Annotated in this window: 10 protein-coding genes and 1 riboswitch; of the genes, 7 read left to right on the top strand and 3 right to left on the bottom strand. The window is 46.3% G+C overall.

What is annotated here, in order from left to right:
- Positions 1-15: 15 nt before the first annotated feature.
- From ACQ5DJ_RS06935 to ACQ5DJ_RS06925, 3 genes are read left to right on the top strand one after another with little or no spacing between them, the layout of a single operon-like run.
- Positions 16-843: a carbohydrate ABC transporter permease gene (locus tag ACQ5DJ_RS06935; RefSeq protein WP_429841793.1), complete on the top strand. Its 828-nt coding sequence runs from the start codon at positions 16-18 to the stop codon at positions 841-843.
- 46 nt (positions 844-889) lie between these two features.
- Positions 890-2,218 carry an ABC transporter substrate-binding protein gene (locus tag ACQ5DJ_RS06930; RefSeq protein ID WP_429841792.1) on the top strand — a complete coding sequence of 443 codons (1,329 nt, stop codon included), beginning with the start codon at positions 890-892 and terminating at the stop codon, positions 2,216-2,218.
- A 30-nt stretch (positions 2,219-2,248) separates the two neighbouring features.
- Positions 2,249-2,968 (top strand): glycerophosphodiester phosphodiesterase, encoded by a 720-nt coding sequence (locus tag ACQ5DJ_RS06925; RefSeq protein ID WP_429841791.1) that lies wholly within the window; start codon positions 2,249-2,251, stop codon positions 2,966-2,968.
- A gap of 58 nt (positions 2,969-3,026) precedes the next feature.
- On the opposite strand, the gene ACQ5DJ_RS06920 is transcribed toward ACQ5DJ_RS06925, so the two are convergent.
- Positions 3,027-5,015 carry a methyl-accepting chemotaxis protein gene (locus ACQ5DJ_RS06920; protein WP_429841790.1) on the bottom strand — a complete coding sequence of 663 codons (1,989 nt, stop codon included), beginning with the start codon at positions 5,013-5,015 and terminating at the stop codon, positions 3,027-3,029.
- A gap of 119 nt (positions 5,016-5,134) precedes the next feature.
- Complete coding sequence (gene ggt, locus ACQ5DJ_RS06915; protein ID WP_429841789.1) at positions 5,135-6,853, bottom strand: gamma-glutamyltransferase; 1,719 nt, start codon at positions 6,851-6,853, stop codon at positions 5,135-5,137.
- A 181-nt stretch (positions 6,854-7,034) separates the two neighbouring features.
- A riboswitch (cyclic di-GMP riboswitch) is annotated at positions 7,035-7,123 on the bottom strand.
- Positions 7,124-7,370: 247 nt separating this feature from the next.
- On the opposite strand from ggt, the gene ACQ5DJ_RS06910 reads away from it, so the two are divergent.
- The 3 genes from ACQ5DJ_RS06910 to ACQ5DJ_RS06900 all read left to right on the top strand — a co-directional run bounded on the left by ACQ5DJ_RS06910 (position 7,371) and on the right by ACQ5DJ_RS06900 (position 11,191).
- A complete protein-coding gene (locus ACQ5DJ_RS06910) occupies positions 7,371-7,988 on the top strand; it encodes an SET domain-containing protein (RefSeq protein WP_429841788.1) in 618 nt (205 codons plus the stop codon).
- A gap of 79 nt (positions 7,989-8,067) precedes the next feature.
- Positions 8,068-9,735, top strand: coding sequence for a glutamine--tRNA ligase/YqeY domain fusion protein (locus ACQ5DJ_RS06905; protein WP_429841787.1), 1,668 nt, complete (start codon positions 8,068-8,070; stop codon positions 9,733-9,735).
- 121 nt (positions 9,736-9,856) lie between these two features.
- Positions 9,857-11,191, top strand: coding sequence for an APC family permease (locus ACQ5DJ_RS06900; RefSeq protein ID WP_429841786.1), 1,335 nt, complete (start codon positions 9,857-9,859; stop codon positions 11,189-11,191).
- A gap of 69 nt (positions 11,192-11,260) precedes the next feature.
- Here ACQ5DJ_RS06900 and ACQ5DJ_RS06895 read toward each other — a convergent pair whose 3' ends face one another.
- The gene (locus ACQ5DJ_RS06895; protein WP_429841785.1) at positions 11,261-11,689 is read right to left on the bottom strand and encodes a GNAT family N-acetyltransferase; all 429 of its coding nucleotides are present in this window, start codon (positions 11,687-11,689) and stop codon (positions 11,261-11,263) included.
- Between the two features lie 378 nt (positions 11,690-12,067).
- Here ACQ5DJ_RS06895 and ACQ5DJ_RS06890 point away from each other — a divergent pair, with 378 nt between their 5' ends.
- Positions 12,068-12,541, top strand: a complete 474-nt coding sequence (locus ACQ5DJ_RS06890; RefSeq protein ID WP_429841784.1) for a DUF6896 domain-containing protein — start codon at positions 12,068-12,070, stop codon at positions 12,539-12,541.
- The last annotated feature ends 117 nt before the right edge of the window (positions 12,542-12,658 follow it).

Raw genomic sequence — 12,658 nt, 5'->3', positions numbered from 1 at the left:
GAAAGGAGGAGCAGCATGTATCGAGTGGTTTTGGCTTCACGCAAGACCGTAGAATGGGTTGGACTTTTGATCGTGGCTTTTCTGTTTGTGTTTCCGTTCCTGTGGATGGCATCGACTGCTTTCAAAACGATGCCAGAGGTCCGGCAATTTCCCCCGACGCTTTTGCCTGAGACGTGGGAGTGGAGCAATTTCGCCCAAGCGTGGGAATCAGGTCCGTTCCTTATGTATACGTGGAACAGCATTCTGGTTGCGGTAGGGATTTTGATCCTGCAATTTTTGACGGCGGTGCCTGCGGCTTACGCTTTTGCCCGCTACAAGTTTCCCGGTCGCAATCTGTTGTTTGGTCTTGTCTTGATTGTCTTGATGATTCCCGGACAAGTCATCTTTTTGCCGATCTACGTGCAATTGAGCGGGTGGGGACTCGTCAATACGCTGTGGTCGCTCATCCTGCCGTACGCAGCCAGTGCTTTCGGAATCTTCCTGCTCAGGCAAGCATTCATGCAGGTGCCTGATGAAGTGATCGAGGCAGCACGTCTGGACAACGCGTCCGAATGGAAGATCATGTGGACGATCATGGTACCGATGGCGAAGCCTGTGCTGGTCACTTTCGGACTATTCAGCTTTATTTACCACTGGAATGACTATTTCTGGCCGCTGATTATGACCAACAGCGACGAGGTGCGCACCTTGCCGATCGGAATATCCAGCTTGCACATGTCCGACGGCGGAACCTTGTGGAACGTCATGATGGCGGGCAACATGATCCTCATTCTACCGATTCTCGTGATTTTCTTCGTGGCACAACGGCATATTATCAAAGCGTTCATCTACCAATCCAAATAATAAAAGGAAGTCAAATATTAGATCACAATAGGGAGGAAATCAAACTATGTTTTCCATGAAAAAGACGGGAACGATTCTATGTGCATTGACTATCGGTTTGTCAGGAGTTTTGGCTGGATGTGGATCATCGGGTAAAGAACAGTCTGCAAGTACAGGTAGCACCTCTCAGCCAGCAGCGTCTACAGCATCCAGCGGCCCAGTCCAAATTGATTTCTGGTATGCGTTGGGTGGCGTTCGTGGGAAAACTATTGAGGATATGGTCAAAAAATTCAATGAAACACATAAAGATATTATCGTCAAACCAGCCTACCAAGGTGCGTATCAAGAGAACCACTCCAAAGTACTGGCATCTGTAGCAGCGGGCAACAATCCAGATGTCACGATGGTTGAGATCGCTTCGATCGCAGCATTTGCGGATGCAAAGGTCTTGGAAGATTTGACGCCTTACTCGCAAGGGGATGAAAAGAAGTACATTCCAGGCCTCATGAAAAACTCTTACTGGAATGACAAACTGTATGCAGTGCCATTTAACCGCTCCACTCCACTGCTGTATATCAACCGCGATTTGTTAAAAGAAGCAGGACTTGATCCAAACGGCCCGAAATCATGGGATGAGCTCGTTAGCTTCTCGCAAAAGCTGAGCAAAAAAGAAGGAGACAAAATTACCCGGTACGGCTTCTCGACGCCTGTTGATATCTGGTTCTACGAAGCGCTTGTTTTCCAAGGTGGGGGCAATATCCTGAGCGAGAACGGCAAGGAGCTCACGATCAACAACGAAGCAGGAAAAGCACCGCTTGAGCTCTGGTCCAAAATGGTGAAGGAAGGCATTATGAAAAACCCTCCAGGAGAGAACTACAATGCGTGGGATGTAGCGGAGCAAGACTTCCTGAATCAAAAAGTGGGTATGATTTTTACCTCGACAGGTTCCTTGACGGAATTGAAGAAAAATGCCAAATTTGACATGGGTGCAGCCTTCCTGCCAGCCAATAAAACGTTTGGTACGCCAACGGGCGGCGCGAATCTCGTGATGCTTTCGAAGTCGACCGATGCAGAGAAAAAAGCAGCGTGGGAGTTCATGAAGTGGATGACCGACACTGAGCAAACGGTTCCGTGGTCAATCGCTTCCGGTTATATGCCTGTCACGACAGAAGCAATTGATTCGGCTGAAATGAAGGCATTCTATGAAAAAGAGCCAAACTTCAAGGTCGCGGTAGATCAACTGCAATACGGCTATCCTCGTCCAATGGCTCCAGGCTACAAAGAATTGCAGGATGTGATTCAAAAAGAACTGCAACGTGCGATGCTTGGCCAAGCGACAGTAGATGAAGCGGTGCAGGCGGCGACGGAAAAAGGCAGCAAGCTTTTGAAAAAATAACAGAAACGAAGCGATAGAGGAGCTGGCGAAATGAACATTTGTATGGCACATCGCGGGTGGTCAGGCAAAGCCCCGGAGAATACAATGACAGCGATTCGACTGGCTTTGGCAGAGCCAGCTATCAAAGCAATGGAAATCGATGTTCAACTGACGCGTGACGGTGTTCCGGTGCTGATTCACGACTTCACACTGGAGCGCACGACCAATGGCCACGGTCTGGTCATGGATCATACGTTGGCAGAGCTGCGTGAACTGGATGCAGGGAGCTGGTTTGGCGACAAGTTTTCGGGCGAAAAAATCCCTACACTAGAAGAAGTACTGGCCGCAGTAAAAGGTCGCTGCACGCTAAATATCGAGTTGAAAGCAACAAGTGACATGTACCCGGGTATCGCTGAAAAGGTGCTCGCGCTTGTAGAAAAGCATGGAATGAAGCAAGAGGTGCACCTGACTTCCTTTGACCACGATTTGATTCGTCACGTTCGCACGCTCGACCAGGAAGTGCAGACAGGCCTGATTGTGTATGGCCGCCCTGTACTCATGCTGGAACAGATGGAGGCAGCAGGTGCTACGATCCTCTCCATGGGATATCCGTTTCTTACGCGTGAGCTAACTGTAGCCGCGATTGAAAAAGGCTTCCAAGTCATCGCGTGGACGCTGGATGATCCAAAGCATATCTGCGAAGTCATTTCGTGGCATCCTCAGGTACAAATTTGCACGAACCATCCTGACCGGATGTGGGAGTTTGTGTAAGCATAAGCAGGAAAGAGCCGCCGGGCACATGCAAGGCGGCTTTTCTTGTTTTCGTTGTCTATATCTTGAATTTGCTTACATGAGATTGCAGTTCTTCGGCTATTCTTGCCAGAGAAGTTGCTGATGAACTGACTTCTTCCATAGCTGCCAGCTGTTCTTCTGTGGCGGCCGACACGCTTTGTGTTCCGTCAGCAGAATTCTCCGCTACTTCTTCAATGACAGTGACCAATTCTACCACTTGTTTGGTGCCTAAAGACATTTGCTCAGAGTAAGCCTTTACTTCTTGAATTTGGCTTGCCACCTGCGTGACAGCATCTTGGATCTGTTCGAAGGACTTGCCTGCATTGTTAACGACCGTAAGTCCAGTGGCGACCTCTTTGGTGCCCTGTTCCATCGAAAGGACAGCCTGGTTTGATTCGAGCTGAATCGTTGTAATCAACAGTTTGATCTGTTGCGCTGATTGCGCGGACTGCTCAGCTAATTTGCGCACTTCGTCTGCCACAACGGCGAATCCGCGCCCCTGTTCACCAGCTCTCGCCGCTTCAATAGCTGCGTTAAGTGCTAACAGATTTGTTTGTTCAGCTATGGCGGTGATGACTTGTACGATTTGTCCGATTTCCTGCGAGCTGTTTCCTAATCGTTTGACGATATCGGCAATGTTGCCAACAGTGTTCTCGATCGATTGCATCTGGCTGATCACGACCTGAAGGACCTGATTTCCTTCCACGGCAATTTGGGAAGCGTCCAAAGCTGATTCGGCAGCTTGCTGTGCATTCGTGGCAACCCGCTGAGCCCCAGTCGATACCCCTTGAATTGCGGTGACACTTTCCTCTACACTCTTCACTTGCTTTTCCGCACCGTAAGCTACTTCCTGAATCGTTATTGCGATTTGCTCAGTAGCCTTGCTCGTATGGTCGGAGTTGACCGACAATTCCTCTGCTGAAGAAGCAAGATCTGAAGCTGTATCATTTACTTGTTGAATAATCGTTCGCAGGTTGAGCACCATTGTGTTTACTGATTGGGATAGCTGTCCAACCTCATCCTTGGTTTGAATCTGCAAGGGTTGTACAGTCAGTTCACCCTCGGAAATGCGGTTAGCCACAGAGGCAACTGCTGCAATAGGGCGGGAGATTTGTCGGGAAACAGCGTATGCGATTGCGATCACGACAGCAACAACAATGATGACAATGATCGTAACCATGGTGGTAACGGATGAAACCGCAGACGTTATGGATTCGACAGGGATATGCAGATACAGACCAAAGTTGGTCTTGGGAATGGGGGAATAGGTAACAACGTATTCCTTGCCATTGTCCGAGTAGCTGTATGAGCCCTTTTCTGTTTTTCCTGATTTAAGGATTTCCATTAATGGTTGCGGCAGAGCGGATTCCTCAAGCGGTTTTCCAATCAGATCCTGGGTAGGATGGTACTGAATCTGGTCCTTGTTATCAACGAGAATCGGATACCCATCGTTGCCTACTTTCAAATTCTGGAGAAAGGTAGCTGTGAAGTCATCTACATTGACGAGCCCGGTCAAGACACCAAGCTTTTCATTGTTTTTCGCTTTTACAGGGGAGGCGACGATGATAGAGCGATTGCCGGTTGTCTTCGCAACAAGAACATCGGAGAAGCTGGGCTTGTCCTGCATACCGTCTTTGAAGAATTGGCGCTCGCCAAGATTGATTCCAACGCTTTTGGGGAACGTATCAGCCGTTACTTTTCCGTCGCTTGCGATAAACGTATTTCCGTCATACAGTTTCATTTCCTCGGTAAACTTGCGGATAAATTCATTTTTTGCCACTGCATCATCGGATTGAATATCCGAGGTACGGGCTAAAATCTGAATTTCTGTCATACGCCGGTCCAGATATTGATCCATAGCTATGGCTGTACTGGAAGTAAGGTCAACATAGGAGGATTTTTGTTTATCAATCAGAATGGATGAAAAGCTGTTCGTGATAAACACCGAAACGGCAGTAAGTGGAATGACGGCCACGACGAGAAACCAAAGGATCATTTTGTTCCTGAGTTTGTTGAACAAAAACATAGGGTTGTCCCACTCCTAATCAGTGATTGAGAGATTTCTTTCTTTGTGAAAAGCTGTCTGCCACAAGGAAATATAATAAAGGTAGACTGCTGAGATTAACTCAGCAGTCTGACAAAATATCAATATCCCATTGCTGCGCCTTCACCGCGAGGGTCAGCACCGCCAAATTTTACATTGGTTTGCGGGTCAATCAGGATTGCGCCGGACTGTCCCATCGTATCGGTATAGGCTGCTTCCAGCTTTTCGACTGGATGCCCACGCTTAATTAACTCGTCCAGGACTTCTTGAGGGATGCGGCTTTCCACCTTGAGATTGTTGGAAGCAGATCCCCAGTTGCGTCCATGTAGCCATCTTGGCGCTTCGATTGCGTCTTGCACGCTGAAACCAAAGTCGACGATACGTGTGACGAGAGCGGCTTGCGTTTGCGGTTGTCCTTCTCCCCCTTGTGTTCCGTAGAGAAGATAAGGCTTGTCCCCTTTAAAGAGCATTGCTGGGTTAATGGTGTGGAAGGTGCGTTTTCCTGGTTCCAAGTGATTGATGTGTTTGGAATCCAAAGAGAAATAGCTTCCGCGGTTTTGCAAAAGGATGCCCGTATCTTTCGCTACGATACCGGAACCCCAGTCAAAATAGTGACTCTGAATGATGGACACTGCATTTCCATCTTTGTCGACGATCCCGAACCAGGTTGTATCGCCTTTTGGATCAAGCGGTTCTACGGATTTGGCGGCTTGCTTCATATCAATGCGCGCAGCTAAATCTTTCCCGTGCTGCTTGGACAACAGCTCATCCACAGGGATATCCACAAAGGCAGGGTCAGTCAGCCATTTGTCACGGTCAGCAAAAGACTGTTTGGTAGCTTCCACAATCGTGTGATAGTAATCGGGTGTTCCTTCGCCCATGCTTTTGAGGTCAAAGTTGTTCAAAACATTAAGAATAGAGAGCGATGCCATGCCTTGGGAGTTAGGCGGAACGTTGTACGCTTTATAACCGCGGTAGTCTACCGAAATTGGATCTGCCCAAGTGGAGGTGTGCTTCTCAAAATCTTTCAACGTGAGCAATCCGCCGTTTGCTTGCATGTCTGCTACGATTTTTTTAGCAACTTCTCCTTTATAAAAACCGTCAGCGCCTTTTTTCGCAATGATACGCAAAGTATTGGCAAGATCTTTTTGTTTGAGAATTTCACCTGCTGCATAGGGATCGCCGTTGGGCTTCAGGAATGTTTTACGGAATCCATCGAAACGTTGAAGGTTCTTCAAGTCATTGTCAGTTGGATCTGTCGCGTATTTCGTCCAATATACTTGGTTGGGGGAGACTGGATATCCATTCTCGGCGTATCCAATGGCAGGTTCCAGCAATTTGTTCCATTGAAGCTTACTGTTGCCCATGCTTTTATGGGCGTAGTTGTACGCCTCCCACCAGCCGGAGACGACACCAGGGACAGTGTTGGCCGATTCATAACCGCGGGACGGGATTTTTTCGTAGCTTTTGTTTTTGTAATAGTCGATGGTTGCCTTTTCGCCTGCGCGACCACTGCCGTTCAGCGCCTTCAGCTCTTTTGTTTTGGCATTGTAGATGAGCCAGAAGTTATCTCCACCAATGGTTGTGTAGTGAGGATAGACGACAGCTAATGTGGAAGCGGCTGTAATAGCAGCATCTACTGCATTTCCACCGTTTTCCAATGTCTTCAGGGCCGCAGCCGTAGCCAGATAGTGAGGAGTCGTCACCATTGCGTTCGGTGACATCGTTGTTGGACGGTTAGCAGCTTGTACCCCAGAGAATGTTGATACCCCGATGACAGCAGTCAGCGCGACGGTCGAGAGTTTCTTCCAGAATGACATTCCTATGAAACCTCCTTCATGATGAATAAAATAATGATTCATTAAACCGGCTATCCGCTGTTGCCTCACCTCCTTCAAAAGTCAAAAATACACAAACATACAAAAATAGACAAAAATAGACATTATGAGCACAAAAAAAGACCAATGATATAGGATCATTGGTCTCGTCCTACATCAATACTTCGGTAGCTGGCAGGCGTGTCCGCTGTTGCGGAGTTAGCCCCTATAGCTTTGCGTCGCCGGATTTCCCCGGGTTTGCCGTTTCGATATCAATGGATGAAGTAGAAAATTGACACATAAATTGATTCGATCGTTGTGGGAAAAAGTTCCTAAAACTCCGTTTGCCAATAATATAGACTATTTACCATTTGTGGTAAATAAGAAAATATTTTAATCCAGAAAAATAGTCAGGAATGCTATGGGGAAGGGTGTTTTTCGCAGACATTCGAACACCTCCTGGGGCTGAACTGCTTATGATGATAAAAAGGCACATTCGCCAAGGAGTGAAACAAAAACCATGATGCATCCCGATACAGAATTGCGCTATATCAACGATGAGATCGGGTACGGTGTGTTTGCGACAAGGTTTATCCCAAAAGGAACGATTGTATGGGCACAGGATAATTTGGACCAGGTATTGGACCCTGCATTTGTGGAAAAACTTGATTCATTACGAAAACAGGACGTGCAAAAATATTCATTCAAGAACCAGTTCGGCAAGTACATTCTTTGTTGGGATAAGGCGAGGTACGTGAACCACAGCTTTCATGCGAATTGTGTGCCGACCATGTATGATATGGAATTGGCTGCACGGGATATTTCCTCAGGTGAAGAGCTGACTGATGATTATGGAACGTTAAATCTGGATGAACCTTTTGATTGTTTCCCCGAGTCCGATACGGACCGCTCCAGGGTGATGCCCGATGACTTGCTTCGGTATTACCCACAGTGGGATCGGATTGCTTCAGAAGCATTCCAACGTTTCAATCATGTTGAACAGCCTTTGCTGCATCTGATTTCCTCGAAGCATCTCGAAACGATTCATGGGATCACGGAGCAGCGCTTAGCTATTGATTCTGTCATTCATCTGTATTACAGGCCACAATGGCAAACGGGGCAGCAATGGAAGACATGAGCGGGTCGGTCAACGACCCGATTTTGTTGAACTCTGGGTAGAGAATCAGTATTATGGAATGTAAAGGTGAAGTGAAAGGTTGATTTCATTGGAAAACAAGGTAGCGGCATCCAATTTTATCCGCAATATCATGATTGATGACTTGCAAGAGGGCAAAGTAAAGGAAATCATTACCCGCTTTCCCCCAGAACCGAACGGGTATCTTCATATTGGACATGCAAAAGCGATCTGCCTCAATTTTGAGTTGGCACGAGAATTTTCTGGCAAGGCCAACCTGCGTTTTGACGACACCAACCCGGTGAAGGAAGACATCGAATACGTAGAGGCCATCAAAAGGGACGTTCAATGGCTTGGCTTCGAATGGGATGGGCTGTTTTTTGCATCTGATTACTTTGAAGAGATGTACAACCGTGCGGTGCTGTTGATTAAAAAAGGTCTGGCTTACGTAGACGATCTGTCTCCCGAAGAAATGCGTAAAATGCGTGGAACATGGACAGAGCCAGGCACAGATAGTCCGTTCCGCAACCGATCTGTGGAGGAAAACCTGGATCTGTTTGCACGGATGCGCCAAGGCGAATTCAAGGACGGAGAAAAGGTACTGCGTGCGAAAATCGATATGGCTTCTCAGAACTTCACCATGCGTGATCCGGTTCTGTATCGAATCTCCCATGCAACGCATCACAACACGGGCGACAAATGGTGCATCTATCCGATGTACGACTTCGCTCATCCGTTGGAGGATGCCATTGAGGGCGTGACACACTCCCTGTGTTCACTGGAATTCGAAGATCATCGTCCGTTGTACGACTGGGTAGTCCGCGAGTGCGAAATGGATAGTGTACCACGCCAGTACGAATTTGCTCGCTTGAATCTGACCAACACCGTTATGAGTAAACGCAAGCTGAAACAGCTTGTTGATGAGAATGTAGTAGACGGCTGGGATGACCCGCGCATGCCAACCATCGCAGGCTTCCGTCGTCGCGGCTATACACCGGAAGCGATTCGTACATTCGCTCGTGAAGTAGGGGTAGCGCGCGCTAACAGCACGGTTGACGAGAAAATGCTGGAGTATTTCATCCGTGAGGACCTGAAGCTGAAGGCACCACGTACGATGGCTGTTTTGAATCCGTTGAAGGTCGTCATCACGAACTATCCGGAAGGACAAGTCGAGATGCTCGAAGCGGAGATCAATCCAGAGAACCTAGAGATGGGTAATCGTCAAATTCCATTCTCCCGCGAAATCTACATTGAGCAGGACGACTTCATGGAAAACCCGCCGAGCAAGTATTTCCGCTTGTTCCCGGGAAATGAAGTACGTCTGAAGCACGCGTACTTTATTAAATGCAATGACGTCGTGAAGGATGCAGATGGCAACGTGATCGAGATCCATTGCACGTATGACCCTGAGACGAAGAGCGGCAGCGGTTTTACAGGTCGCAAGGTAAAAGGGACGATTCACTGGGTGGATGCAACCAATGCGCTTCCTGCTGAATTCCGTTTGTACGAGCCTTTGATTATGGATGATGAAGACGCAGAGGGCACATTCCTCGACAACGTTAACCCGAACTCGTTGGAAGTGCTGCAAGGCTATGTGGAGCCAAATATGAAAGAAACCAAGCTACAAGACAAGTATCAATTTTTCCGTCATGGCTATTTCAATGTCGATCCGAAGCATACGACAGATAATAAGCTCGTATTCAACCGAATTGTATCGTTGAAGAGTTCCTTTGAACTGCCAAAAGCATAGGAAATACTCATATAAATCGAGCGCTGCTGTGCATGGAGAACCCGTGTGCAGCAGCGCTTTTTTCTTCCGTGATTATAAAACAGCGTGTATAATTATTCTGTTACAAAAAGGGGGACAGGCAGTGAACGGGAGAGCAGAACTAACACGTAGTTTGAAGTTGCGACATATTGTCGTAATTGGACTGGGCTACATGGCCCCGATGGCCGTTTTTGACACCTTTGGCATTGTTTCTGGAGAAACGGGGGGGCACGTTCCTGCTGCTTATGCAGTCACACTTCTTGCGATCCTGTTTACGGCGGCAAGCTACGGAAAGATGGTACGGCTATTCCCTTCAGCAGGTACCGCGTACACGTATACGCAACAAACGATTCATCCCTATGCAGGATTTTTGGTAGGATGGGCGTCCTTGCTGGATTATTTGTTTTTACCGATGATTAATGCCTTGTTGACGGGGGTATACCTATCGTCCGTGTTTCCTGACGTGTCGACGGCATGGTGGATTATTGGTTTTATTGTTTTGGTGACGGGACTAAACGTATTTCGCGTGACGGTTACCGCATCCGTTAACTCGATTCTGGTACTGTTTCAAGTCGTGGTCGTCCTGTTATTTGCGGGATTGGCCATCCGTGGTCTTATGCAAGGTGACGGGCTTGGGCAAGTATTCAACCTGCGTCCATTTTTGTCACCGGATATGTCTGTCATTGCACTGCTTTCCGGTGCGTCGATTCTTTGCTTTTCCTTCCTGGGCTTTGATGCAGTAACCACGCTAACGGAGGAAACCGTCGATGCGAAAAAGACGATTCCTCGCGGGATTATGCTCGTAGCACTCGCAGGAGGAGCGTTGTTTATTACAGCATCTTATTTCATGCAATCATTATTCCCTGATGTTTCGGTATTGTCTGATCCAGAAGCGGCCTCTGCGGAGATTGCTTTGTTTATCGGTGGGACGATCTTTCAATTGGTGTTTTTGGCGGCAGCGTTGTCTTCGACACTAGCATCCGGGCTTGTATCAGTCACAAGCGTGACACGCTTGTTGTACGCAATGGGACGAGATGGATTTTTGCCGCGACGCTGGTTCGGTTATGTACATCCAAAGCTGAGAACTCCTTTGCTTAACGTCTTACTGGTCGGAGCGTTGATGCTGATCGCTTTGTATATGGATTTGTTAACGGCAACTTCCTTTATTAACTTCGGCGCACTGATCGCCTTTAGCTTTGTGAACATCAGCGTAATGGCGTACTATTTCCGCAAACAAAAGAACAAGCATATCAAGGATTGGTGGGGCTTCGTGTTGTCGCCCTTTATCGGGGCGATGTTTATTGCCTTTCTGTGGGTCAACCTCGAAACAACGTCCATGATGCTAGGCTTGCTATGGAGCTTTGTCGGACTGATCTATTTGTTGTACTTGGTGAAGGTCAAAAAAACCAATTTGGAAATAGTAAAGTTTGAGGAGTAACATGTGGAACCCAAATAGCCCTACACCCATTACTGGATGTGGGGCTATTTTTTGCGGCAGATTAGACTGCTAATCAATTCTCTTCTGTAGGTAAAATCTTTGATGGGAAAGAGGGCAATCATCGAGTACACCATGTATCTCGTACCCGTTTTTTACATAAAAGTCCTTTGCTTGAAAATCAAAAGTATCTAAATGAATCAAATGAATTCCATACTCCCTAGCTGTGTTTTCAATTTCAAGAAGAAGCTTGCTTCCCAATCCGTTCTTTCTCATATCATCTCTGACCCATAAAGCATCAATGTACAAACATCTCCAAGAATAGTACACACAGTTTATTCCTGCAATGATAGTGCCATCTTCATCACGAACGTGTTTATTGATTTTTGAAAAAGGAATGGTCAGTTCAAACGGAACATTCGATTCATTGTATTCAACGATTCTTTGCTCAATAAAATCAGCTTCATCTCTCGTGCTTTCTCTGACTAAATATTGTCCCATGATAACTCCTTTATTTAGTTATCTCAAATATTTGACTACTAGTGTTCCGTAAAAATAAAGTTGTAGACTGTAAAATAAAGTTGTAGACTGACGCCAGTTATTCAACTAACGGGCAGATAATTTATGGGGTTACAAGTTACGAAGTACAAAGCGAGTGAGAAGATGTGCGAGGTCTTGAGTTTGCAGCAGAACATATCCAGAAGGTTACATCATAATAAGTGTGACAGCAAGGTGCTAAAGTTAACATTGGAAGGAGTGACTTTAGAGCAAGCCTTTCCTATGATTTTGGTTGGCTCTGTTTTGATGGATGGAGATAGTAGGCTGCAAGCGCTGGCAATTTTATCTGAAAAATATAAATAGCATAGAAGGTGGTAATGTATGAACTTGCTAACTAAAGAAACGGTAGATGAATTATTGGCAGCAATGGACGCTTATAAAGTAATTGCGCAAGAACTCATCGACAAATTAATATTGGAAACGAACCAGCCTGAAAAATCAGAGATAATAAAAGGAAGTTACTACTTAATTTCAAATGCGGAATTACTAAACGATGAAGAACATTTAACCGGAAATTGGTACTTTGATGTTCATGGAGAACACTGCATGTTTGAAAATTTAGACACCGGACAAAAATTGGAGGTTTCTCTCGGGAATACAGACGATATTGGAAATGTTGATCCCTGCTTTTTTTATGACTTCTTGAAATCAACTGAGAATTTTAAACACTTAACTCAACATTTTGAAAATCCATTTGGTGATATGTTGAATTTTTTTGAGGTATTAGAAAAGAGAAAAATACTTATGCATATTCACGGTGTTGAATACAGAAAGATTCTTCAGAATGAAAAATAATCTTGGTTCGTGAATAATAGGACGTTAGACGAAGGTTGTTGATTAATTGCGAAAAATCCAATATGCAATGTCGCGTTATTGTCCATGTATTATGTGTTTTCGACTTCGCCCAGAGAA

The sequence above is a fragment of the Brevibacillus sp. FIR094 genome (genome assembly GCF_050477165.1).
Classification (GTDB): Bacteria; Bacillota; Bacilli; order Brevibacillales; family Brevibacillaceae; genus Brevibacillus.
The sequence above is the reverse complement of the archived record's forward strand: the minus strand, read 5'-3'. Positions and strand labels throughout refer to the sequence as shown.

Coding starts and splice junctions, on each gene's coding strand:
- ACQ5DJ_RS06935 (WP_429841793.1), top strand. CDS start 16: ATGTATCGAGTGGTTTTGGCTTCACGCAAGACCGTAGAATGGGTTGGA.
- ACQ5DJ_RS06930 (WP_429841792.1), top strand. CDS start 890: ATGTTTTCCATGAAAAAGACGGGAACGATTCTATGTGCATTGACTATC.
- ACQ5DJ_RS06925 (WP_429841791.1), top strand. CDS start 2,249: ATGAACATTTGTATGGCACATCGCGGGTGGTCAGGCAAAGCCCCGGAG.
- ACQ5DJ_RS06920 (WP_429841790.1), bottom strand. CDS start 5,015: ATGTTTTTGTTCAACAAACTCAGGAACAAAATGATCCTTTGGTTTCTC.
- ggt (WP_429841789.1), bottom strand. CDS start 6,853: ATGTCATTCTGGAAGAAACTCTCGACCGTCGCGCTGACTGCTGTCATC.
- ACQ5DJ_RS06910 (WP_429841788.1), top strand. CDS start 7,371: ATGATGCATCCCGATACAGAATTGCGCTATATCAACGATGAGATCGGG.
- ACQ5DJ_RS06895 (WP_429841785.1), bottom strand. CDS start 11,689: ATGGGACAATATTTAGTCAGAGAAAGCACGAGAGATGAAGCTGATTTT.
- ACQ5DJ_RS06890 (WP_429841784.1), top strand. CDS start 12,068: ATGAACTTGCTAACTAAAGAAACGGTAGATGAATTATTGGCAGCAATG.